This is a genomic window from Streptomyces sp. NPDC091289 (genome assembly GCF_044757365.1).
In the GTDB taxonomy this organism is placed as follows: domain Bacteria; phylum Actinomycetota; class Actinomycetes; order Streptomycetales; family Streptomycetaceae; genus Streptomyces.
Window position 1 is genome coordinate 1 of sequence record NZ_JBIVUT010000040.1, and the last position, 23,163, is coordinate 23,163.

Below are 23,163 nucleotides of genomic sequence, written 5' to 3' on the forward strand. Positions count from 1 at the left end.
GGGGCCGGCGGGGGGGGGGGGGGGGGGGGGGGGGGCGGGGGGGGGGGGGGGGGGGGGGGGGGGCCCGCGCCCCCCCCCCCCCCCACCCGGCTGTGCGGATCAGTAGCGGGAGAAGCCGTCCTCGGACAGCGAGTGCTTCTCGTCGCCACGCAGCGCCGGGCTGAACACGGAGACGAGCAGGAGGTCCTCGTCGTCGGAGGCGATCAGGTGGTGGGCGTCGTTCTTGTCCAGGGCGTAGATGGTCCCGGTCGCGATCTTGTGGTGGGCACCGTCGGTGGTGACGACCTCGCCCGAGCCGCCTATGCAGTAGCAGGCCTCCAGGTGGCCCAGGTACTGCAGCGCACTGGAGGTGCCCTGGCGGACCAGCGTCTCGCAGACGGTGAAGCCCATACCGTCGGCCTCGGTGAGCAGGCGGTGGCTGGTGCCACTGCCCCACTCGACTGCGGGGACGTCGGAGAGAGAACGGACGATCATGGGAGTACTCCTGTCATCTGTCTGTCATCTGGCATCTGGCATCGCTGAGTTCTGGACGTGTGCTGCTGGTGCGCCGCGCGGGCGGGCCGTGCTGTGTGCCCGGAGAGGCCGGTCCGTCAGACCGCTGCCGGAGCGGCGCGGCCGACGAAGTCGCGGATGTCCGCGAGCGTGCGGTAGGCGGCCGGCTCCAGCGGGATGTCGTCGACGGGGATGCCGTACGTGTCCGATATCCAGGAGATGAGGCGGACCAGGCCGAGGCTGTTGACGACGGTGCTCTCGATGAGGTCGAAGTCGTCGGTCAGGTCCTCGGCGTCCTCGCCGCCCAGGAACTCCTGGACGATGTAGTCGCGGATCGGGTCGTTGCCGGTGCTCAGGTCGCCGGTGCTCGAGGTGCTCATCAAGAGGCTCCGTTCAGTTGGGTGTTCTTGATCGAATTACGGTCGGGCTTGCCGGTCGGGGTCTTCGGCAGCGGAGTGCGGGCGAGCCCGACCGAGCTGGGCACGGCGTGGCGCGGCAGGTGCTTCGCCGCGTACGCCCGCAGGCCCAGCGTGCTCAGGGAGGTGCCGTCCCGGCGCACCACCTCGGCGTGCAGCCGGGTGCCGGCCTCGGGGCAGGGCAGGGCGACGACGGCGGCCTCGACGACGTCCGGGTGGGCCCCGAGGACGGTCTCGACCTCCAGCGTGTTGGTGCGCACGCCGCGTACCTTGACCTGGAAGTCGGTACGCCCCTGGAGGAAGTGGCGGCCGTCGGCGTCGCGGTGGACGAGGTCGCCGGTGCGGTAGAACATGGCGCCGCCGCCGCGCGGGTCCGGCATGAACGTCTGGGCGTTGCGGGCCTGTTCGAGATAGCCGCAGGTCTGGAAGGGCGTGTGCACCAGGAGTTCGCCGGTGCCGGGGCCGCGCAGGACCTCGGTGCCGTCGGCCCCCTCGATCAGCAGCACGGCATCGGTGCCGTCGATCGGTACGCCGATGGGCAGCGGGTGCGTGTACGCGTCCGGGTCGATGTCGTGGATGAAGCTGTCGTTGGTCTCCGTGCAGCCGAAGACGTTGTGGAAGCGGGCGGCCGGGCAGGCGGCGAACGTGTCGTGCAGTCCCTGCTCGGAGACGGACTCCCCGGTGAACACGACCGTACGGACCGCCGGATAGCGGGCGCCGTCGGCGGCCAGGAGCCGGTGCAGCAGGGGCACCCCCTGGACCAGGGTGACCTCGTTGCGCTGTGCGAGGTCACGCAGATAGCCGGCGTCCCCGCTGGCCCCGGCGTCGGCGAGTACGACGGTGCCGCCGGCCTCCAGCACCGCCCAGACGTCGAGGAGCGCCAGGTCGAAGTTGAGCGGCGAGAAGCTCAGCGCCCGGGTGCCGCCGTCGATCCCGAACTTCTCCGTGGCCCAGTCGGCGAACCGGTCGAAGGCCTCGGTGCGGACCGGGACGAGTTTGGGGACGCCGGTGGACCCGGAGGTGGTGAGGGTCAGCAGCGACTCCTCGGGGTCGGGGATGCTGAAGCCGTCCGCCAGCGCGGGGTCGGACTCCTCCCGCGACAGGCTCACGCCGCCGCCGGTGACCGCGGTGGCCAGCAGCGGGCCGTGGGCCTGGGCGGTGAGCGTGGCCAGGGCGGCGGCGCCCAGACCGGGCGACGGGACCAGGGTGTTGACCCCCTGACGCCAGGCCGCCAGCAGCAGCGCGACGGTCTCCGGCGACTTGTGGGCCGGGACGCACAGGGCGCGTACGGAACCGAAGCCGGCGCCGTCGAGGTCCGCGGTGGCGCGGCGGGTCAGCCGCTCCAGGTCCGCGTAGGTGACCTGTTGTCCGGCGAAGACGAGCGCGATGCTGTCGGGCTGTTCGTGCACATGTCTGCTGAAGGCCTGCAACAGGCGAGGCGAAGGCAACGGTCCCCCTTGGTGGATGGGCGATGGGCTGTCTTGGCTACGAGAGAGAACCTACGGGGTTATGCTTGCATGGTCAAGCATATAAATATGAGGCTGGAGTGATCCAGGTCACAGGGTCTCCGCCCTCTCGCGCCCCCCGTTAAAGAAGCCCGAACATGCAAAAGACGGCGGGGGCCGGGTTGCCCCGGACGCCTCCCGCCGTCTGCCGTGATCGCGTCAGGCCGCGCTGCGCAGCGCTTGCACCGCCCGGGCGAGCTGGTCGTCGGCGCCGGCGGTGTTGAGGGCCGAGCTGAGGACGTCGGCGTACGTGGCGCGGGCGTCCTGGTAGTGCTTGCGGCCTTCGTCGGTGATGACGGCGAAGACGCCGCGCTTGTCGTCGGCGCAGTTGTCCTTGTAGGCGTAGCCGGCGCTGTCCAGGCGTCCGACCAGGCGTGTTACCGAGCTCTGGCCCAGACCGATGTGGTCCGCGAGCTCCTGCATGCGGCACTCACCCTTCTCGGACTGGGTGAGGGCCTCCAGGGCCCGGTACTCGGACAGGCCGACGCCGTAGCGGCGCTGCAGGGCGTGCGCGAGCTGGCGCTCCACGAAGGCGTGCAGGCCGAGGACGGCCTCCCACATGGTCTGATCGGAGGCGGCGCGTGGCTGCTGCTGGATCGTCATGGAACGGCTCCCCTTCTCGGCTGCTATGAACAACAAGATACATGCCCATGCAATCATCTGGGGAGTGTTGGTGCCCGTAAAGGTGGCCCCGGCCGCTATATATTTGTATAAGCAAGCAATATGTGTGTCAGTGGGTCATGCCCTCCAGGGTGCCAGGAGTGCCGAGGGCGCCGAGGGCGTCGAGGGTGCTGCTGGCGTAGGCCGCCGAGACGAGCGTCATGTGCCGGTGCCAGCCGGGGAAGGAGCGGCCCTCGAAGTCGAGGAGGCCGAAGTCCTCGCCCATGCGGCGGGTCGCGTCCTGCGCGCCCCCGGGTGAACGGGCCAGCTCCAGCAGTTCGGCCGGGTGGCGGTCGGTGATGTTCGTCAGCCAGATCCGGCCCGGACGCCCGCCGGCCGTGTCCCACTCGGCCAGCAGTCGGCCCGCCCCGTGACCGCGCTCGCCGTCCGGGCGCAGCCCGTACACCGGTGTGTCGCACGAGACGACCTGCCGGTCGGGGCCCGCCGGGTGGCGTACGCCACGGCGCAGCAGCAGGCCGCGCGCCGACTCCCTTTCGCCGGGCGGCAGTTCGGGACCGGCGAGGGCGGTCTGGCCCGGGATGGCGAGGACGAAGGCGTGCCCGCCGCCGTGCAGCCGCCGCGCCAGCGGCGCGACGTCGCACAGAGAGGTCAGATCGGCCACCACCGGCGCCGTCCGCCCGTTCGACCATGACGTCATCTCCCGGACCAGGCACAGGGCGTGCTCCCACAGCGGCTGGGCCGTGGTCGTCGCGGGGATCTTCGCCCGGTCGCGCACCGCCTCGTCGCGGGTGAACCGGGGAGGCAGGAAGAGCCGCCAGTCGACGGGCACCTGGGTGCGCCCGGCGTCCAGGAACAGGCCGAGGCCCAACTGGCAGTTGACGGTGCGCCCGGCATCCGGCAGGAAGCGCTGGTGCACCCCGGCGGAGCAGGTGCCGCGCTTGGGCAGCACCGCCGGCGCCAGGGTCCAGGCCCGTACCGGCAGTGACCGGGCGGCCCAGCGGGCCAGCTCGCCGCGGGCCGGGGCCCACTCCCAGGGGCTGGCGTTGACGAACTGGTGCAGGGACGCCGACGCCGCCTCCGAGCCGGTCACGACGGCCGCCATCCGGCGCACGGTCTTCTTCCCGTGCGTCCGCAGCAGTCCCTGTAGATACAAGTGCCCCCAACGCTGCTGGTCGGAGCGGTGCAAGTGGCCGAACAGAAGCCGGGACAGATCGCCCGGCGGTCGGCCCGTCGCCATGTCGGGCGTCTCGTACGTCGTCGTCACTGCAGGTCCCTCCCAGGTGAGCGTCGCTGAGCAGACTAACAAACATAGAGAATGTTCGTTATATTTCTTTCGGAGAGCACGACTACTTGCCGAGGTCCAAGGAGAAGGCGCATGCAGGAACGGGCGGCCAGGACGCGCCAGGCCGTGTTGGAAGCGGCCGCCGGCGAATTCGCGGAGAGGGGGTACGACGGTGCTTCCCTCCAGCGGGTGGTCTGGGGGGCGTCGACGTCGATCGGCGCCCTGACCTTCCACTTCCGGACCAAGACCGCGCTGGCGGAGGAGGTGCGGGAGATCGGTCGCGCCCGCTTCGTGCGCTGCATGGAAGAACTCGCGTCCGCCGCCGACCCGTTGAGGGAGCTGCGGACCCTGATCGGCGCTCTCGCCCGGCTGGCGCACGAGGACTCCTTCGTCCGCGCGGTGCGCCGCCTGGAGGCCGACCGCCCCGAGGGCGTACCGCCGTTGGCCGAGGTCTGGCTGCCCACGCTCCGTGGCCTGCTCGCCCGGGCCCACGGGGGGCAACGGCTCCGTCCCGGTGTGTCTCCCGAGGACGCGGTGGCGCTGCTGGCGCATCTCGCGGAGGGCGCGATGGCCGCTCACCACGAAACCCGGGACCCGGCCTGGGACTCGGTGTGGGACTCGGTCTGGGACGTCGTCCTCCACGGTCTCGCCGTCGGCCCGGCGGGCGGGGAAGGCGGGGCGGGCCGGGCCGGCGTGACGGGGCGTGGGGCGGAACCCGCCTGAAGGCGGGTCCCGGTGGCCCGTGAACCGGTGAACCGGTGAACCGGTGAACCGGTGACTCACACGGTCCGCAGCGCCCGTGCCACCGCGCCCGCCACCTCGTCCAGGACCCGCGCGCCCGGGCCGGCCGTCAGCCGGTTGCGGACCCAGGCCGCCCCGGCCCGGGCCTGCGGCCAGGCCTGGTAGGCGATTCCGCCGGGACCCTGGTGGCCGAACGCGCCGGCGCCGACCGCCGGGTGGAGCCCCTCGTCGAGGAGCTGGAGGCCGCCCTCGCCGTACGCGCTGACCCCGCCGAGCAGCGGATCCAGGCCCTCGACCCAGAAGCTCCGCGCCTGGTCGAGCGTGCGGCGCGACAGCAGCAGCGGCTCCTCGCCCGGGGCCCGTACGGCGTCCGCGGCCAGGACCCCCTGGAGCCGGGCGAGGCCGCGGGCCGACGCGTACGCCCCCAGCGAGGGGATGAGCGCGTAGCGCCGCCGGCTCTCGCTCCACACCCCGGCGTCCACGGGGAACGGGGACGGGTTGTCCCACACCCGCCCGAAGAGACCGGCCCCGCCGTCGCCCGTCCCGCTGTCGCCCGCCCCGTCGTCCAGCGCCGCGAAACGGGCGCGGAAGTCGGCGTCGTACGAGATGCGGGCGGTCTGCGGCAGTTGGTCGGGGACGAGGCCGAAGTGGACGTCGAGACCCAGCGGGCCCGCGATCTCCTCCAGGAAGAACAGATCGAGATCGCGGCCGTCGACCCGGCGGATCACTTCGGCGGCGATCCACCCGGCGGTCCACGGCCCGTGCAGCACGCCACCGGCCCGGGGGTCCTCCTCCAGGCCGTCCAGTTCGAGGAGCGCCGCCATCATGCCGGGGTTCTCGACGTCCCGCTGGTCCAGGCCGGCCGCCATGCCCGGGAGGCGGGCGGTGAACGTCAGCACGTCCCGCAGCGTCACCGCGCCCTTGCCGCGCGCCGCGAACTCCGGCCAGTAGTCGGCGACGGGCCGGTCCAGTTCGAGCGCGCCCATGTCGGCGAGCAGCAGGACCGCCGTGGCCAGGACTCCGTGGGAACCCGCCAGCAGCGGCTCCAGGGTGTCGCCGGTCCACTGCGCCCCGGTGACCGGGTCGGCGGTGCCGTACCAGAGGTCGACGACCGGTTCACCGTCCCGTACGACCGCCAGCGCGGCGCCCTGGGAGCCGGGCGGGCCCGCTTCTCTGCAGGCCCGTTCGAAGGAATGACGCACGGAGGCGAACCCGGGCGCGGTGGTTCCGTGGACATCGGCCGTCGCCGCCCGCGGCCGTGGCCGGGGGAGGACCTGCCGTACCAGAGAGGTCGTCATGTCAGAACTCCAGAAGAGGTGGAGAGTCGGTTGCAGCGGTGCGGGGCGGTGCGGGGCGCTGGGTGCGCGGCGTGGGTCGTGGGCCCGGATCACACCTCGGGGGCACCCGCCGGATAGGGGAGGAACTCCAGGTCGGTCAGGTCCTGTTCGGTCAGCCGGATCCGGTCGCCGCCGAGGTTCTCCGCGAGGTGGTACGACGCCCTCGTGCCGGGCAGCGGCACCACGTGGTCGCCGAGCCGGAGCAGCCAGGCCAGGGCGACCTGCGCGGGCGTGGCCCCGTGCCGGGCGGCCACCTGGGCGACGGCCTGCGTGAGGGCGACGTTGTGGCGGATGGCGCGCGGGGCGAAGCGGGGCTGGGTGCGCCGCCAGTCGTCCGGGGCCAGGTCCTCGGAGCCGGACAGCGCACCGGTCAGCAGGCCGCGGCCGAGCGGGGCGCCCGCCAGCAGCGCGATCCGGCGCTCCACCGCGTACGGCACGACGTCGTCGAGGCCGCAGCGCGTGAACAGCGACACCTCGGCCGCCATCGCCGCCGCCTCGTGCACGGCTTCGGCGTCGCGGGCCTCCTGCACGGTGACGACGGGCAGCCCCAGCATGCGGATCTTCCCCGCCCAGACCTGCTCGGCCAGCGCGCCCCAGCTCTCCTCCAGCGGCACGCCGGGATCGACGCGGCGCAGCAGATAGAGGTCGATGTGGTCCACGTGCAGCCGGCGCAGGCTCTCGTCGACCGCGTCCCGCAGCGCCTGCGGACCGCCCGCGGGCCGCAGCACACCGGCCGCGTCACCGAGAAGCCCGCCGCCGGTACACAGCACGACCTCGTCCCGGCGCCCGCGAATGGCCTCACCGATCAGCCGCTCGTTGTCCCCGGCGGCGTAGGCGCCGGCCGTCTCGACGAGATTGACCCCGAGGTCCACCGCCTCCTGGACCAGCGACACGGCCTTGGTCCGGTCTCTCAGACCCGGGGCGTAACGGTACGAGAGGCCCATGGCCCCCAGTCCCAGCCGGCCGACGACCGGCCCGTCCCTGCCCAGTGTTGTGGTGCGCATTCTGCGAGAACTCCCTTCTCCACAGAGGAAAGCGACCACTTCATAGCAACAGCCCCGGACGTCGAAGCCCAGGAACCCGTTGCTACTTGCCGACCTTCGACTACTTAGGGAAGTTCAGGCGGGACGGCGGGGCGGTGCGGATCGGTGATCCGGGCGATGGCCTCGGCCGTCAGGGCGCGCTCGTGGGGCTCGGTCTCCAGGGCGCGGTGGATGGACAGCCCCTCGATGAGCGCGTCGAGCTGGCGGGCGGTGGCCGGGTCGAAGTGCCACTCCAGGGCGCGGCGGCTGCGGCCCATCCAGGTGCGGGTGAGTTCGCGGTAGGCGGGGCGGCGGGCGGCGAGGGTGTAGAGCTCGTGGGTGAGGATCAGCTCGCGCTGGTTGCCGCCGGAGAGGTGGTGGACGAGGTCGGCGACGGCCTCGCGCGCCTCGTCGGGGGAGTTCGCCGCGCCGAGGCGCTCCTCGAAGACGGCGACGATCGTGCCGGAGAACCGGGTGAACGCTTCGTGCAGCAGCTCGTCCATGCCGGAGAAGTGGTACGTCATCGAGCCGAGCGGCACGCCCGCGCGGGCGGCGACCTTGCGGTGCGAGATGCCCGCGACGCCCTCGTCGACGATGAGGTCGAGCGCCGCGTCGATGATGCGGTCCCGCCGCTCGGGGTCGGTGCGCCCTGTCGCCACGCGGCGCTCCTCTCCTCGGCCGGTTCGGCCCTCGGCAGCTCGTTCCTTCTCCTCTCGCAGCATAGAGCGCGGGGGCGGGGGCTTCGGTCAGCCGTTGATCTCGCTCACGCCGACGTGGACGGGCCGCCGCCCGAGGGAGAGAGTGTACGTTCGTACGCTTCAGGCGTACGCTCGTACACTCCAGCATCTCCTTCCGATCCGACCTGTCTGCCGAGGCACAGCTCCCATGAAGAACCCGCCGGTCATGGACGTCACCACCCGCCGCTGGCGCGCCGCGCTCTTCCTCTTCATGCTCGCCACCGGGGTGAGCATGGCGTCCTGGGTGGCCAGGACCCCCGCCGTACGGGACGCGCTGGAGGTGTCCACCGGATCGATGGGCCTCGTGCTGTTCGGGCTCTCGATCGGCTCGATGGCGGGTGTGCTGATCTCGGGCGGCCTCGTGCGCAAGCACGGCGGGCGGCCGGTGATCGCGCTCGGGGCGGGGCTGCTCGTGGCCGGGCTGCTGGTGATCGCCGGGGGCGCGGCGCTGGAGGTGTCGGCCGGGGTGTTCGGCGGGCTCGCGCTGTTCGGGGCCGGGATGGGCCTGGCGGAGGTGGCGTTCAACATCGAGGGCGCGGCAGTCGAACGGTCCCTGGGCCGCCCGGTCCTGCCGGTGCTGCACGGCTGCTTCAGCCTGGGCACCGTGGTCGGCGCGCTGCTCGGGATGGGGCTGACGGCGGTCCGGTTCCCGGTCGGCTGGCATCTGGCGGCGATCGCGGTCGCCGTCGCGGCGGCCGGGGTGTGGACCGTACGGGCGGTGCCGGCGGGTACGGGGCGTGAGGGCGCGGACGTCGATGCGTCCGACGCCGGTGAGGGCGACGGCGACGGGAAGCGTACGGGCGGGATGCGCGGGCAGGTGGCGGTCTGGCGGGACCGGCGGCTGGTGCTGATCGGCCTGATCGTGCTGGCCATGGCCTTCGCGGAGGGCTCCGCCAACGACTGGCTGCCGCTGCTGATGGTGGACGGCCACGGGACGAGCGCGACGGCCGGTTCGCTGACGTTCATGCTGTTCGCTGTCGCGATGACGACGGGCCGCTTCGCGGGCGGGCCGCTCCTGGTGCGTTACGGGCCGGCGGCCGTGGTCCGGGCCAGCGCGCTGGTGGCGGCGGTCGGCGTTGCGCTCGTGATCTTCTCCTCCAGCGCGCTGCTCGCCGGTGCCGCGGTCGTGCTGTGGGGGCTCGGGGCCTCCCTGGGCTTCCCGGTGACCATCTCGGCGGCGGGGGAGGGGGTGAGGCCGGGGGACGCCTCGGCCCGGGTCGCGGCGGTCTCGACGGCGGGCTATGCGGCGTTCCTGGTCGGTCCGCCCTCGCTGGGCTTCCTGGCCGACCATGTGGGGCTGCGGAACGCGATGCTGGTGGTGCTCGTGCTGCTGGCCGGCGCGGCGCTGATCACCCGGGCGCTGCGGACGCCGGAGCGGGAGGGGGTCGGGGCCGGGGCCGGGGCCGGGGCGGCGGCCCCGGAGGAGGGCCGGCCGTCCGCTCGTGCGGACCGTGCGGACCGTGCGGATCAGTCGGACTTGGTGTAGATCAGGCTCTCGCCCGTCCCGGCCGTGGACCGGCGCAGGCTGCCGTCCGGGAGCAGGGTCAGCTCGGTGGGTTTCCCGGGTGTGCAGGAGGAGACCGGGCGGCCGGAGGACACCGTGGAGGGTCCGATGCGGACCGGGCCGTCGCCGGACGGGCGGTCGGCGAGAGGTGCGGTGAACTCGCAGTGGTACGTGGAGCCGGAGGCGAGGGGCCCCTCGGCGGTGAGGGCGAGGACCTGATCGCCCACGCCGCCCTGCCGGATGGTCAACGTCCGGGTGGACGGGCCCTGGTCGCCGGGTATGGAGCCGGACCAGGTCCCCAGGAAGTCGGCGGGGACGGCTCCGTCGCCGCCCTGCTGTCCGCCGCCGCCGGACTCGGCGGAGTTCGACGGTCCGGGTGAGGCGGTCTTCCCCGTGCCGTCGCCGTTCATGAACGCGTACACCGATCCGCCCGCCCCTATCGCCACGACCACGGCGACGGCGATGAGCGCGGCGGTGGCCCCGGCGGAGCGGCGCTCCCGGGCGGGCGGGGGCGGCGTGGGCGCGAAGTAGGCCGGAGGGAGGGGCTGTTCGGCGGTCGGGCCGTAGGGCGGGTGGTGCTGTGCGTACGGGTGGGGCTGCGGGCGCGGATGCGTAGGGGGCGGCGGGGCGGTTTCCGTACGGGCGGCCGGGGCGACCGGGGCCGCCGGTGGTATCGGGGCGGGGGCGGGCGGTATCGGGCTGTTCCGGGCCGCGGGGGCGCTGCGGGGGGCCTGCGGGGGGTGGTGCGCGGCGGCCCGCGTACCGTACGGCCCCTGGGTGCCGCGCGGGTCTTCCGGGTCCTCCGCGTCGAGCAACCCCACCGCGTGGCGGCCGAGTTGGGCGATGAGGGTGCCGGGCAGCCAGGGTTCGTCCGCCTCCGCCTCGCCCAGGCGGGCCAGGATCTCGCCGGTGCCGGGGCGGGCCGCCGGGTCCTTCGCCAGGCAGTCCCGGACGATGTCGGCCAGCTCCTCCGGAACGCCGGTCAGGTCCGGGTCCTCCTGGGCGATCCGGAACATCAGGGCGTGGACCCCGCCGCTCTCCGCCGTACCGAACGGCAGCCGGCCCGACGCGGCGTACGCGAGGACGGCCCCGAGGCAGAACACGTCGCACGCGGTGGTCACGCGCTCGCCGCGCACCTGTTCCGGGGCCATGAAACCGGGCGAGCCGACCAGGGCCCCGGTGCGGGTCAGATCGCCGTCGGGCACGGACTCCAGGGCGCGGGCGATACCGAAGTCGATGACCCGGGGCCCGTCGATGGTCATCAGCACGTTGGAGGGCTTCAGGTCGCGGTGGATGAGCCCGGCCCCGTGGATGTGCTGGAGGGCGTGGGCGAGCCCGGACCCCAGGAACCGCACGGAACGGGCCGGCAGCGGCCCGTACGCCCCCGAGGCCGTGACCGGGGCGCCGGGGCGGCCCGAGACGATGCGCTGGAGGGAGGGCCCGGCGACGTAACCGGTGGCGACCCAGGGGACGGGGGCCTCGGTGTCGGAGTCCAGCACCGGTGCGGTCCACGCACCGCCGACCCGGTGCGCGGCCCGCACCTCCTGGCGGAAGCGGGCGCGGAACTCGGGCTGCTCGGCGAGCTCGCGGCGGACGAGCTTGAGGGCGACGGTGCGGCCGCGGTCGGAACGGGCGAGGAAGACCTGGCCCATCCCGCCTTCGCCGAGGCGGCCGAGGAGACGGTACGCACCGATGCGGTGCGGGTCGTCGGACCCGAGTTTGTCCATGGTGCGCTTCCTCCCCGTACGGCCGTGACCGTGCCGAGAATAGCTTCGCTCCCCGCCCCCGTGGGTGGTGCGGTGCGCGGTCGCGAAGGCGGGAAAACGGTAGCGCGGCCTACTGTTTACGGTGCTTCTCACTATTCTTCACGCCCGCCGCAATCGGTTTCGTGAGAAAAGGCGTGGTGAAGCTGCGCAGGCAGGATTTCCTACTCGCGAGTAATTGAGTGTTCATCGATTGAGGCTTTGTGTCGCGGTGCTGAACGCGACATTACTGGCAGGGGTTCGGGGAGTGGGAGCGGAGTGGGTTCCGGTTTGATTTGCTCGTGCGATTACGGAGCTGCGGGAGAAGGTCACACAGGTGAAGGACGTCGTACGGGTGCGCCGCGGTTGCACATCGTCGTGCGGGGATGACGCGGCGTGTGCGGGGCGTGGCGGCCCTCCTGAGGTCGAGTGCCGGCCCCGACCCGCTGGGGCGACTCGGCGGGAGCGGCCCGGGGCCGCCCTGGTCCGGGCGTCGCCGCCAGGTGGCCGGAGGGTGCGATCCGGCCCCGGGGAAAGGGTAGTTCGGGCTGTGACGAAGGCGTGACGCATGGCCGCTATGGGACAGGAGTGACTCCCATAAGTGGCGGGACGGTCACGCATCGCAGTGAAATCGGAATAGTGATGATCTGTTTGGGGCATGCGGAGGCAGCTTGATGTCATCTTCCTGTCGCCGCGGCCGCTCGGGCCAGGTCGGCGGGCAGCTTGCGGAAGTGGCAGGTCCGCATGTAACCGGCCACCGTTGACTGGTTCACGTACGCGATCTACTGTCTGGGCCAGTCGCCCGGTGGCGGATGAGTTTTCCCAGAGTCCGGATACCCGGCTTTCGGGCAATCTCGCGTGGTATTCGGTCTCCTGGCAGGAGTTCAATCCAGCCGTCGTCATTGGTCCCGGGTCGGGGCACGTAATATCCACGGGGGGAATGGAATGAGTTCGGGGCTGGCGGAGTGTGCGCAACACGACGATTCCGTAGAGCGGGCGCTGCTGCAGGCGAGAGCTCTGATCGAGTCCTCGGTGTCTCTGCACCGGAGTCGGCCGGGCGGCGCCTCGCTGCTGGTCCGGGCGGACGACGGCTCGGTGGAGGAGGCGGTCAGACGCGTCATGGCGGGCGCGCGCTACTCCGCGCACCTCGCGGTGACGGGCAACTGGAGGCACTCGTCCGTGGTGATCGCCGCGGTCGCGAGGGCGATGAGGCCGACCACGTCGTTGACGGAGGGGGGCCGAAGACTCGCCGTACGGCTGCTCGCCGCGGGTCGCGCACTGGAGCTGTCGGCCGAGTCCTGCCGGGCATTCGGCGACAGCGCCCTGGAAGTACGCATGGCCAAGGGCGAGTTACGCGAGGCGCTGATCGTCGACGGACGGACCGCTCTGATCCAGTCGGGTGATGGATCGGCAGGCCGGAACGCCGCGGTCATCACCGATCCCGCCGCGGTCGGCGCACTCGATCTGCTCTTCGCCGGTGCGTGGGCGAACGCCCGCCCGGTCGCCGACGAACTGCGGCTGGACCGCGATCTGCGCAGCGCGCTGGCGCGGCGCATCCTGGAGCAACTCCGGGCCGGGCGCACCGACGACGCGGCAGCACGGGAGATCGACGTCTCCCTGCGGACCTACCGTCGGCACGTCGCGGAGATCATGCGGGTGCTCGGCGCCAACTCCCGATTCCAGGCCGGGGCGCGCGCGGTGGAGCTGGGACTGCTGGAACGCTGCTGACCGGTTGGCGCGGCGGCAGGAACATGAACAAACGGGGGCACGAAGACATGGCCAGGACGACGTCCGGAACCGAACCGAGAGAACCCGACGCGACTGCCGGTGAGGGCGGGAGACCCGTCGACCGTACGGCGGCAGGGGTGCCGGACGACGACCGGGACCGGTTCGAAGCGCCGGAGAAGGGGCAGGACGCGATCGAACGCGCTCTGCTCGAGGTCCGGGCGCTGATCGAGTCCACGGTCGAGCGCCATCGCAGCCGCGTCTCCTGGGACCAGCAGATCGTGGCCCTGGTCGGCCGGCAGTCGGAAGTGCTGGGCGAGGCGCGCAACCTGGTCCTGGGAGCCACCGCCAGCCTCGACGTCGTCCTGGCCTCCGGGCCGAGCTGCGGCACCCACACCAGGGCGACCCTGCGCGAGCTGATCGGGCTGGTGCCGGATGCCGTGCGGCTGCGGCTGCTGTGCTCGCCGGCGATGATCGACGAGGATTTCGTGCGCGAGCAGAGCCGCCAGGAGTCGCTCGTCGAGGTGCGGGTGGCCCGTGTGCCACCCCTCCAGGCGGTCATCGTCGACGCGACGACCGGGCTGGTCTCCACCGAGTCGCCCACCGGCCGCAGGGCGTCGCTCATCCGGGTGCCCGATGTCATCCACACCCTGTGCACGCTGTACGAAGGGGTGTGGCGCAACGCGGTGTCCGCCGCCGCCCGCATCACGTTCGGCGATCACTGCAGGACCGATCTCGCCCGGCAGATCCTCGGCTCCCTGCGGGCCGGGGTCACCGACGAGGTCGCCGCCCGCGAACTGTTGGTATCCGTACGGACCTACCGGCGCTATGTCGCGGAGATCATGACCCTGCTCGACTCCAGCTCACGCTTCCAGGCCGGAGTGAGGGCCGCCGAGCTGGGCCTGCTGAGCGGCATCGAGGCCGCGGCTCCGCCCGGCCCACCGCAGCGCGGCGGACCGCGGTACAGCCCTTAGCAGCTTCCTGAAGCCCCCGTTGTCGGCGTGGAGGCGGCCGGTTAGAACTGGTGACGTCGATCGGGCTTCGTGGCGAGGGGCCCGACGCCGTACCGCTGAGGCGAGGCGCGAGAAGGATGAAGGCCGGCATCGGCAGCGGACGGTTCCGCGAAGGGCTCCTTCCGGCGTGCCGGACCGGCCTGTTCCCCGAAGGATGACCGATGACCACCTTCCCCTACCCGGCGCTCTCGCTCCACCACGACAGTGGGGTGGGCGTGCTGGACAAGGCCTCCCACCTGTTGAGCGTCCTGGAGGACGGGCCCGCCTCGGTCTCCCGGATCGTCGCGGTCACCGGACTGACCCGGCCGACCGCCTACCGGCTGGCCCTGGCGCTCCAGCGCCTCCGGCTGGTCACCCGTGACGCGAAGGGCCGGTATCACCTCGGCCCCCGGCTCAGTGAGATGGCGACCCTGGAGCACGGGGACCGGATGCTGTCCCTGGCCGGATCGCTGTTGCCCGAACTGCGGTCTCGCACCGCTGCCGGCGCCCGGATCTACCGCCGTTGCGAGGAAGGGCAGTTGTGTGTGGCCGCCGCCGAGATCCCGAAGGCGCGCCCGGTGCCGGTGGGCACCGCTCTCCTGGCACGGTCCGGCGCGACGGCTCAGGTTCTGATGGCCTGGGAGGATCCCGAAACGCTGTACAAGGGCCTCTTGGGCGCCCGCTTCACCGCCGACACCCTGATCCAGGTGCGCCGTCGGGGCTGGGCCCAGAGCTTCGAACCGGCGGACGACTCCACCGCCACCCTGGCAGCCCCGGTGCGAGGTCCGGGCGGTCGTGTCGTCGCCGCACTCGCCCTCACCGGGCCGGCCGACCGGCTGACCGGGAACGCGGCCCGGCAGGCCGTCGGATCCCTGATCGGCGTGGCCCTGCGGCTGGGCGAAGTGTCGGGCGCATGACCTTCCCTCCCTCCGAGAGCGGGCGGTCGCACGTATGACGCGAGGCCAGGAGCCCGCGGAGAAGATGGAGTTCAGCATCCTCGGGGCCACCGAGGTCCGGTCCGGAGGATCCCGGATCCCCCTGACCGCGGCCAAGCAGCGCACCGTGCTCGCCGCTCTCCTCATCTCTCCCGGCCGGTTCGTCTCCGACGCGTGGCTCGGCGACCTGCTGTGGGGGACGACGCCGCCCGCGACCAGGTCCGCCCAGCTCTACACGTATGTCTCCCGGCTGCGGCGCGGCTGCGGGCCAGGGCTGCGCGTGGTGCGCAGGCACCGCGGATACTGCCTGGTCCTGGGGGACGCGTGGTTCGACTGGGAGGTGTTCCAGCAACTGGCGGAGAAGGGGCGGGTGGACGTGGCGACCAACCGCTACGCCGAGGCGGCGAACGGCCTGGAGCGGGCGCTCGCGTTGTGGAAGGGCCCGGCGCTGGCGGACGTGACCGAGTTCCTGACCCGCTCCGAACTCCCCCTGCTGGAGGAGGCACGGTTGCGTGCGGTGGACCATCGCGCGGCGGCCGTCCTCGCCCTCGGCCGGCATGACAGCGCACTGCCCGAACTCACTCGCCTGGTTTCGGAACACCCCACCCGGGAGTCGCTGCGCGGGCATCTGATGACCGCCCTGTACCGCTGCGACCGGCAGATGGACGCCTTGAGGGTGTACGAACAGGGGCGGCGGATCCTGAGGGAGGAGCTGGGCGTGGCCCCCGGCGCGCTGCTGCGGCGGCTCCATCGCGCGGTGCTGGACGAGTCGTTGCCCGGCCCCGCCGCCGCCGATCCGCTGATACTGACCCCGCCCGTCGCGGGCGGCGTACCGCGTGCCGACGCGCTGACGTCCACCGGGCGTTACGGCACACTCAGCCCCTGGATCGGTCTGGCGCCCGCCATGCTGCCGATGGGCCCGCCCGGCTTCGCGGGCCGACGTGCGGAACTGACAGACATACCGGCCCGGTTGCGCGAGCGCGATGATGCCTGCCGGGGCGTGTCCCTGAGCGGTGCGATCGGGACGGGCAAGAGCGCCCTGGCGGTGCACGCGGGACACGCCTGCCGTGACGACTTCCCCCAGGGCCAGCTCTACATCGACCTGCGTGACGAGGGCGGCGGCGCCAAGAATCCGCTGGACGTGCTCGGCAGCTTTCTGCGCGCGCTGATGCCTCTGCGGGGCGAGGACCTGCCCGCCACGCTCGACGAGCGCGTCCAGCTGTACCGCAGTGCGCTGTCCCGCCGCCGCGTGCTCGTGGTGCTCGACAACGCCGTGGACGAGCGTCAGATACGGCCGCTGCTGGCGAGTGGACCCGGCTGCCGGGTCCTGATCACCGGACGTCGTCCGCTGGCCTCGCTGGAGGGGGTGTCGGCGATGCGCGTCGGGCGGCTCGACGACGCCGGGGCACGGGAGCTGCTGGAGTCGACCATGGGGGCTGACCGCCTGGCTGCCGAACCCGACTCCACCAGAGCCCTGTTGGACCTGTGCGACGGACTGCCGCTGGCGCTGCGGTTCTCCGCCGCCCGGCTGGTCGCCCGGTCCCAGTGCCCGGTGTCCCGGCTGGTGGACCGGCTGGCGTGGGGCGAGATGCGGGAGGAGGAGTGGGGCGAGGGCGCGCACGACCTGCGGAACGCGCTGCGCGCCGCCGTCATGCGGCTCGACGCGCCGCTGCGTCCGGTGCTGCGCACACTGGCCCGGACGGAGCGGGGCGCGTTCACCCCGGCCGACGCGGCACCACGGCTGAACCGGTCCGAGTCCCGGGCGCGCGGCGCGCTGGACACACTGCTGGAGAGCGGTCTGCTGGAGAGCGCCGCTCCGCCCGCCGGGCCGCCGTCCGGCCGGCCGGGTTCGGCGCAGCCGTACTACCGGTGTACGCCGTTGGTCCGGCTGCTGATCCCGACGAGGGGCCCCGCGGCACCACCCTCGGCGCCGGAAGGGCCCCGAACCGTCAGTCGCCCCCGGGGCTGAGCAGCTCGCCCGCGGTCCCGTCCGGCGGGATCTGCATGTCGTTGATGAACGCGGCCAGCAACGCGGCCCAGCGCAGACCCTCTTCATCCGCGGCCGAGCCGCACTCCGGATCGGCCTCCGCCTCCGCGCCCCGGACGTCCGCCGGAACCGGTGCACCCTCCTGACTCATGTACCCCTCCTCGTCGAACTGCCCTGGCCGAGCGTTTCCTTCAGGATTGGGTACGTATCTATCCGGCTTCTATACTCCGGCCCCTTCAGCGCCCGAACCCGGTCCGTCTGGCAGCTTCCTGAAGCAGCCATTGCCGCGCACAGCACGCGCACAGTTCGATAGGCGCGTCAGGCGTAGTGCTCGCCCTGTTCGCGGAGCCTGCCCGACCGGCGGTCCCCCCCCCGTCCGCCGGGACGCCGGTGGCCTGGTCTCCCACGAGGCCGGGCCACCGTTCCGATGTGTGCGCGGGAGTCTCGTGCACCTTCCGAAGCGCGGAGAAGAAGCGCGGAGAAAGAGGTTCCTGTGATGTCTGCCGCAGCTCCCGAACGAGGTCGACAGGCCGGAGAGCGAGGCGACATGAGGGTCTCCTCGCCCCCCGGTTCCGAACTGCTGGCCCACATCACCGCCCATGATCCGTCGTTCCGTGACGGGGTCGCCGAGGCGCTGCTCGCCGTCGAGAAGCGTCTGCTCGACTGTGCGGCGGGCGCCCCCGACCCCCGGGTGGCCGAGCTGACGGGCCATCTCGCCGCGGCGGGCGGCAAACGGCTGCGCCCTTTGCTGGTGCTGCTCGGGGCGGAGTTCGGGGAACCCTGGCGGGACGGCATCGTCGACACGGCCGTGGCCGCCGAGCTCGTCCACATCTCCTCCCTGTACCACGACGACGTGATGGACGGGGCGGACCTGAGGCACGGCGTGGAGAGCGTCAATTCCCGCTGGGGTGCCCGTCTCGCGGTGGCGGGCGGCAACTGGCTTCTCGCCCGCGCCGCCCGTCTCGCGGCGGAACTCGGTCCGGACATGGTGCGCTTCCACGCGAACGTGGCGAGCCACCTGGTGGTGGGGCAGCTCCGGGAGATGACCGGACCCGGTGAGGACGAGGATCCGGTGGACCACTTCTTCCAGGTCACTTCGGGCAAGACCGCGGCCCTGCTGTCGATGGCGCCGGCGGCCGGGGCGCTGTGCGCGGCAGCCCCGCCGGCCTTCGGGCGCGCTCTCGGCGAGTACGGCCGCCAACTCGGTATCGCCTTCCAGATATCCGACGACCTCCTCGACCTGGCCGCGCCCGCCGAGCTCACCGGCAAGGAGCAGGGCAAGGACCTGGCGGCCGGAGTGCTGAGTCTGCCCGTGATCCTGGCCGCGGCGGACCGCAGCCCGGCCAACGCCGAGCTGCGTGAACTCCTCGCGGGAGGACCCCTGGTGGACGCCGGGGACCGCCGTCGCGCGCTGGAGCTGTTCGCCGCGTCGCCCGCCCCGGCAGCCGCCCGGGACCATCTGCGCCGGCGGCTTGACCTGGCCCGAGCCGCACTGGAACCGCTTCCCCGGGGGGCCGCACGCGAGGCGCTGTACGCCTTGTGCGCCTACATCGACACGCGCGTCGCCGGGACCGCGGCGGCCGAGCGCTGAGCTGAACGGCATCTACGACAAAGGGGTTGGACATGCCCATGGCCGCAAGAGATGAACTCGCCGCGGTCCGCGCCGAAGCACTGCGCGGGCCGAGTGAGCGGGCGACCGAGGCGCAGCACGCCAAGGGGAAGCTGACCGCGCGGGAGCGGATCGAACTGCTGCTGGATCCGGGTTCGTTCAAGGAGGTCGAGCAGCTGCGCCGGCACCGGGCGACCGGGTTCGGTCTGGAGGCGAAGAAGCCGTACACGGACGGTGTCATCACCGGGTGGGGCACGGTCGAGGGCCGGACGGTCTTCGTGTACGCGCATGACTTCCGGATCTTCGGCGGGGCGCTGGGCGAGGCGCATGCCACGAAGATCCACAAGATCATGGACATGGCCATTTCGGCGGGTGCTCCGCTGGTGTCGTTGAACGACGGTGCCGGGGCCCGTATCCAGGAGGGCGTCTCGGCGCTCGCGGGTTACGGCGGCATCTTCCAGCGCAACACGCGTGCGAGCGGGGTGATCCCGCAGATCAGTGTGATGCTCGGCCCGTGTGCGGGCGGTGCGGCCTACAGCCCGGCGCTGACGGACTTCGTGTTCATGGTCCGTGAGACCTCGCAGATGTTCATCACCGGGCCGGACGTCGTGAAGGCGGTGACCGGCGAGGAGATCACGCAGAACGGTCTCGGCGGCGCGGACGTCCACGCCGAGACGTCGGGCGTCGCGCACTTCGCGTACGACGACGAGGAGACCTGCATCGCCGAGGTCCGGTACCTCATCGGGATGCTGCCCTCCAACAACCGCGAGAACCCCCCGTCGTTCCCCAGCGACGACCCCGCCGACCGGCGGAGCGACGTCCTGCTGGACCTGGTCCCGGCCGACGGCAACCGCCCCTACGACATGCACAAGGTGATCGAGGAGCTCGTCGACGACGGCGACTACCTGGAGATCCACGAGCGCTGGGCCCGCAACATCATCTGCGCGATGGCCCGCCTCGACGGACACGTGGTGGGGATCGTCGCGAGCCAGCCCTTGTCGTTCGCGGGAGTGCTGGACATCCACTCCTCCGAGAAGGCCGCACGTTTCGTGCAGTTCTGCGACGCGTTCAACATTCCCCTGGTGACCCTGGTCGATGTGCCCGGCTTCCTGCCGGGCGTGGACCAGGAGCACGGTGGGATCATCCGCCACGGCGCGAAGCTGCTGTACGCCTACTGCAACGCCACCGTGCCGCGGATCTCGCTGATCCTGCGGAAGGCCTACGGAGGCGCGTACATCGTCATGGACAGCCAGTCCATCGGAGCCGACCTCACCTACGCCTGGCCCACCAACGAGATCGCGGTCATGGGCGCCGAGGGCGCGGCCAACGTCATCTTCCGCAGACAGATCGCCGGCTCGGACGATCCCGAGGCGGTCCGCGGCCAGTTGGTCAAGGAGTACAAGGCCGAGCTGATGCACCCCTACTACGCGGCCGAGCGCGGCCTCGTCGACGACGTCATCGACCCCGCCGAGACGCGGCAACTCCTCATCAGCTCACTGGAGATGCTTCGGCTCAAGCACGCCGACCTGCCGTCGCGCAAGCACGGCAACCAGCCCGCATGAGGACCGGGGACGGGCAGGACGCGGCCGCGCTGCGGGTGGTCCGCGGTTCCCCCACTGCCGAGGAGCTGGCGGCGGCGGTCACCGCGCTGTTCACCGCCCTGCAGGGCCGGGTGCCGGCCGGGCCGGACGGACCCACGCGGGCACCCTGGCGCCGCGCGGAGGCCCCGGCGTCGCCCCGGGTCTCCTGGCGGTCCGGGAGCTGACGGCCGCCGGTCGATCGGTGGCTGCAGGTCATTGCACCGCTACTTGAAATCCCTTGCCGCCCTGCGGAACGTGGCGGTCCGAGTGCAGTTTTCCCGGCGTCCGTCCGGCCGCCGGTGACGTCGTGGAGGAAAGCACATGTTCCGTGGAATCGGGCGGTTCTCGGTGAACCGCCCATGGTTGGTCATCGTTCTCTGGCTGGTGGCGACCGCAGCCCTGATCGCGCTGGCACCGCAGTTGAAGCCGACCAACGACCAAGCGGAGTTCCTCCCGTCCGACTACGAGTCGGTACGCGCCGCGCAGGTCCAGCAGGACGCCTTCCCGCAGAGCCGCCAGCCGTCGGCCATCGGCGTCTTCCAGCGGACCGACGGCGGCAAGCTGACAGAGGCCGACAAGAAGGAGGTCGGCGAGATCGCGGCGGGCCTCCAGGACAAGAAGTTCGCGAAGATCACCGAAGTGGTCGCGGACCCCGGCGCGGTCTCCCCGGACGGGAAGATCAGTCTTGTCCATGTGTTCGCCTCCACGAAGACGGCCCACGACGAGACGCTCGTGGACTCGGTCAAGAAGCTGAGGACCGAGGCGGCCGAGCTGTTGCCGGACAGCGGGCTGAAACTGGGCTTCACCGGGGCCTCCGCCACGGCACTGGACTCGCTGGAGGCATCGGACAGCACGGACGCGATGGTCATGATGGCCACCCTGGTGCTCATCATCGTGCTGTTGCTGATCATCTTCCGCAGCCCGACCATCGCCCTGATGCCCGTCCTCATCATCGGGGTCGTGTTCATGGTGACCATGGGCGTCATCGCCACCGCCAGCGACCTCGCCGGGCTCGAAGCACCCGCCTCGATCTCCGCGATCCTCATCGTGGTGCTCTTCGGCGTCGGCACCGACTACACACTCTTCCTGCTGTTCCGCTACCGCGAACACCTGCGGGAGGGCCAGGAGCCCAAGGAGGCGCTGGCCGACGCCGCCGGCCGGGTCGGCGAGACCATCGCCTCCGCCGCCGGCGTGGTCATCGCCGCGTTCCTCTCCCTGCTGCTGTCCTCGATGGGCATGCTCAGCAGCATGGGCATGTCGCTGGCGATCGCCGTGGCCGTGACCCTGATCGCCGCCCTCACCCTCGTACCCGCGGTGTTCTCCCTGCTGGGCACCAAGGCGTTCTGGCCGTCGAAGGCGTGGCGCAAGCAGCCCAAGCCCGGGGTCACGGAGCGCGTCGGCAACTTCGCCGCCCGCAAGCCCGCCCTCATCGCCGCGGTCTCCGGTGGACTGCTGGTCGTCATGGCCCTGGGGGTGCTCGGCTTCAAGGCGGAGTACGACACCGAGAGCTCGCTCCCCAGCAACCTGGAGTCCGTCCAGGCGATGGAGGAGCTCCAGAGCGGCTTCTCCGCCGGGCAGTCCGACCCGACCTCCGTCTTCGTGAAGTCCACCGACGGATCGCCGCTGGACAAGGGACGGCTCAGCGCCTACACCACCGAGCTGGCGGCCGTCGAGGGCGTCGACAAGGTGTCCCCGCCCCAGGTCAATCCGAAGGGCGACGTCGCCCAGTACAGCGTCATACTCGACTTCCGCCCGGCGGCCGACGAGGCGCTGGACCTGGTCGGCGGCGAACTGCGTGACACGGTGCACGCGAAGGCGCCGGAGGGCACCGAGCAGTACGTCGGCGGCAGCACCGCGGTGCTCGCGGACGTGCAGACCGCCGTCAACCGTGACTACAAGCTCGTGTTCCCGGTGGCCGCCGCGGCGATCATGCTGATCCTCGGTCTGATGCTCCGCAGCTTCATCGCCCCGCTGTATCTGATGATCTCGGTCGGCCTCGGCTTCGGCGGCACGCTCGGCGCCACGGTCTGGCTGTTCCAGGACGGTACGGGCGGCCTGCTGTTCATGCTGCCCGTGATCGTCTACCTCTTCGTGGTCGCCATCGGCACGGACTACAACATCCTGATGGTGGCCCGGCTGCGCGAGGAGATCCAGAACGGCAGGCAGCCACAGGAAGCCGTCCGGCTGGCCGTCGTGCAGTCCGCCCCCACCATCAGCGCGGCCGCGATCATCCTCGCCGGAACCTTCGGGGTCCTGATGCTCGCCGACAACTCCATGCTCAAGCAGATGGGCTTCGCGGTGGCCTTCGGCATCCTGCTGAGCGCCTTCGTGATGGCGACCCTCCTGGTTCCGGCGGTCACGACGCTCGTGGGGCCGGCCGCCTGGTGGCCGGGCAACCGTCGTGCCGCACCCGCCGCCGACGCTGCCCCGCCGGTCGAGGAGAAGGACGCCGACCCGCTGGTCGGCGCCCGCACCCCGTAGACCCGCGTGACCTCGTCGCCGCCCGTCCCGGCACCTGACCCGGGGTGGGCGGCGACGTCCTTTTTGTCACTTCGCGTGTGTTCCGTGCAACTTCCTGAAAGGGCGCGGAGAGCCGTCGTCGGCCTCGGTAAGGTCCTTTTCCGTACGGCTTCCTCGGGCATCAGGAATTCTTCCTGTTGAAATCCGGTCGGAACTCCGTACCGATGTTTCCAACCCGTTGGAGAGGCAGCGATGAGCACGAACCCCTTCGAGGACAACGACGCCGAGTACTTCGTACTGGTCAATGAGGAGGGCCAGCATTCGCTGTGGCCCGCGTTCGCCGAGATCCCCGCGGGATGGACGGCGCGGCACGGCCGGGCCGACCGGCAGTCCTGCCTGGACTACGTCGAGGAGCACTGGACGGACATGCGCCCGCTGAGCCTGGTGCGCCAGATGGCGGGCGCTGAGTAGGCGAG

21 protein-coding genes are annotated in these 23,163 nt (G+C 71.8%); 11 read left to right on the top strand and 10 right to left on the bottom strand.

Annotation, left to right across the window (positions count from 1 at the left end; translation table 11 throughout):
* Positions 1-99: 99 nt before the first annotated feature.
* The 5 genes from ACIQPT_RS36055 to ACIQPT_RS36075 all read right to left on the bottom strand — a co-directional run bounded on the left by ACIQPT_RS36055 (position 100) and on the right by ACIQPT_RS36075 (position 4,298).
* On the bottom strand, positions 100-474 hold the full coding sequence (locus tag ACIQPT_RS36055) for an ectoine synthase (protein ID WP_401162370.1): 375 nt from the start codon (positions 472-474) through the stop codon (positions 100-102).
* 116 nt (positions 475-590) lie between these two features.
* Complete coding sequence (locus tag ACIQPT_RS36060) at positions 591-872, bottom strand: phosphopantetheine-binding protein (RefSeq protein ID WP_401162372.1); 282 nt, start codon at positions 870-872, stop codon at positions 591-593.
* Positions 872-2,356: an AMP-binding protein gene (locus ACIQPT_RS36065; protein ID WP_401162374.1), complete on the bottom strand. Its 1,485-nt coding sequence runs from the start codon at positions 2,354-2,356 to the stop codon at positions 872-874. Before ACIQPT_RS36065 ends, ACIQPT_RS36060 begins: the two co-directional genes overlap by 1 nt.
* 216 nt (positions 2,357-2,572) lie before the next feature.
* Positions 2,573-3,016 carry a MarR family winged helix-turn-helix transcriptional regulator gene (locus ACIQPT_RS36070; RefSeq protein ID WP_401162376.1) on the bottom strand — a complete coding sequence of 148 codons (444 nt, stop codon included), beginning with the start codon at positions 3,014-3,016 and terminating at the stop codon, positions 2,573-2,575.
* Between the two features lie 127 nt (positions 3,017-3,143).
* Complete coding sequence (locus tag ACIQPT_RS36075; RefSeq protein WP_401162378.1) at positions 3,144-4,298, bottom strand: IS701 family transposase; 1,155 nt, start codon at positions 4,296-4,298, stop codon at positions 3,144-3,146.
* Positions 4,299-4,409: 111 nt separating this feature from the next.
* Here ACIQPT_RS36075 and ACIQPT_RS36080 point away from each other — a divergent pair, with 111 nt between their 5' ends.
* Entirely contained in the window at positions 4,410-5,039 is a 630-nt protein-coding gene (locus tag ACIQPT_RS36080; RefSeq protein ID WP_401162380.1) for a TetR family transcriptional regulator, read from the top strand.
* A gap of 56 nt (positions 5,040-5,095) precedes the next feature.
* Here ACIQPT_RS36080 and ACIQPT_RS36085 read toward each other — a convergent pair whose 3' ends face one another.
* From ACIQPT_RS36085 to ACIQPT_RS36095, 3 genes are all read right to left on the bottom strand, one after another.
* Complete coding sequence (locus ACIQPT_RS36085; protein ID WP_401162382.1) at positions 5,096-6,355, bottom strand: serine hydrolase domain-containing protein; 1,260 nt, start codon at positions 6,353-6,355, stop codon at positions 5,096-5,098.
* Positions 6,356-6,444: 89 nt separating this feature from the next.
* Positions 6,445-7,398 carry an aldo/keto reductase gene (locus ACIQPT_RS36090; protein ID WP_401162384.1) on the bottom strand — a complete coding sequence of 318 codons (954 nt, stop codon included), beginning with the start codon at positions 7,396-7,398 and terminating at the stop codon, positions 6,445-6,447.
* Between the two features lie 104 nt (positions 7,399-7,502).
* Complete coding sequence (locus ACIQPT_RS36095) at positions 7,503-8,075, bottom strand: TetR/AcrR family transcriptional regulator (RefSeq protein ID WP_401162386.1); 573 nt, start codon at positions 8,073-8,075, stop codon at positions 7,503-7,505.
* A gap of 226 nt (positions 8,076-8,301) precedes the next feature.
* On the opposite strand from ACIQPT_RS36095, the gene ACIQPT_RS36100 reads away from it, so the two are divergent.
* Positions 8,302-9,639: an MFS transporter gene (locus tag ACIQPT_RS36100; RefSeq protein WP_401162388.1), complete on the top strand. Its 1,338-nt coding sequence runs from the start codon at positions 8,302-8,304 to the stop codon at positions 9,637-9,639.
* Here ACIQPT_RS36100 and ACIQPT_RS36105 read toward each other — a convergent pair.
* On the bottom strand, positions 9,621-11,384 hold the full coding sequence (locus tag ACIQPT_RS36105; RefSeq protein WP_401162390.1) for a serine/threonine-protein kinase: 1,764 nt from the start codon (positions 11,382-11,384) through the stop codon (positions 9,621-9,623). The genes ACIQPT_RS36100 and ACIQPT_RS36105 overlap by 19 nt on opposite strands.
* A 1,047-nt stretch (positions 11,385-12,431) precedes the next feature.
* On the opposite strand from ACIQPT_RS36105, the gene ACIQPT_RS36110 reads away from it, so the two are divergent.
* From ACIQPT_RS36110 to ACIQPT_RS36125, 4 genes are all read left to right on the top strand, one after another.
* Complete coding sequence (locus ACIQPT_RS36110) at positions 12,432-13,127, top strand: hypothetical protein (protein WP_401162392.1); 696 nt, start codon at positions 12,432-12,434, stop codon at positions 13,125-13,127.
* A gap of 137 nt (positions 13,128-13,264) precedes the next feature.
* Complete coding sequence (locus ACIQPT_RS36115; RefSeq protein WP_401162394.1) at positions 13,265-14,098, top strand: LuxR family transcriptional regulator; 834 nt, start codon at positions 13,265-13,267, stop codon at positions 14,096-14,098.
* Positions 14,099-14,298: 200 nt separating this feature from the next.
* Complete coding sequence (locus ACIQPT_RS36120) at positions 14,299-15,033, top strand: IclR family transcriptional regulator (RefSeq protein WP_401162395.1); 735 nt, start codon at positions 14,299-14,301, stop codon at positions 15,031-15,033.
* Positions 15,034-15,097: 64 nt separating this feature from the next.
* Positions 15,098-17,020: a BTAD domain-containing putative transcriptional regulator gene (locus tag ACIQPT_RS36125; protein WP_401162396.1), complete on the top strand. Its 1,923-nt coding sequence runs from the start codon at positions 15,098-15,100 to the stop codon at positions 17,018-17,020.
* Here ACIQPT_RS36125 and ACIQPT_RS36130 read toward each other — a convergent pair.
* Positions 17,001-17,189 carry a hypothetical protein gene (locus ACIQPT_RS36130; RefSeq protein WP_401162398.1) on the bottom strand — a complete coding sequence of 63 codons (189 nt, stop codon included), beginning with the start codon at positions 17,187-17,189 and terminating at the stop codon, positions 17,001-17,003. The two genes, ACIQPT_RS36125 and ACIQPT_RS36130, sit on opposite strands and share 20 nt — an antisense overlap.
* A 396-nt stretch (positions 17,190-17,585) precedes the next feature.
* On the opposite strand from ACIQPT_RS36130, the gene ACIQPT_RS36135 reads away from it, so the two are divergent.
* The 5 genes from ACIQPT_RS36135 to ACIQPT_RS36155 all read left to right on the top strand — a co-directional run bounded on the left by ACIQPT_RS36135 (position 17,586) and on the right by ACIQPT_RS36155 (position 23,158).
* A complete protein-coding gene (locus ACIQPT_RS36135; RefSeq protein ID WP_401162400.1) occupies positions 17,586-18,629 on the top strand; it encodes a polyprenyl synthetase family protein in 1,044 nt (347 codons plus the stop codon).
* Positions 18,630-18,667: 38 nt separating this feature from the next.
* On the top strand, positions 18,668-20,209 hold the full coding sequence (locus ACIQPT_RS36140) for an acyl-CoA carboxylase subunit beta (protein ID WP_401162401.1): 1,542 nt from the start codon (positions 18,668-18,670) through the stop codon (positions 20,207-20,209).
* Positions 20,206-20,412 carry an acyl-CoA carboxylase subunit epsilon gene (locus ACIQPT_RS36145; protein WP_401162402.1) on the top strand — a complete coding sequence of 69 codons (207 nt, stop codon included), beginning with the start codon at positions 20,206-20,208 and terminating at the stop codon, positions 20,410-20,412. The genes ACIQPT_RS36140 and ACIQPT_RS36145 overlap by 4 nt, the downstream gene beginning before the upstream one ends.
* Positions 20,413-20,548: 136 nt before the next feature.
* Positions 20,549-22,708: an MMPL family transporter gene (locus ACIQPT_RS36150; protein WP_401162404.1), complete on the top strand. Its 2,160-nt coding sequence runs from the start codon at positions 20,549-20,551 to the stop codon at positions 22,706-22,708.
* A 231-nt stretch (positions 22,709-22,939) separates the two neighbouring features.
* A complete protein-coding gene (locus tag ACIQPT_RS36155; protein ID WP_388000182.1) occupies positions 22,940-23,158 on the top strand; it encodes an MbtH family protein in 219 nt (72 codons plus the stop codon).
* Positions 23,159-23,163 lie beyond the last annotated feature (5 nt).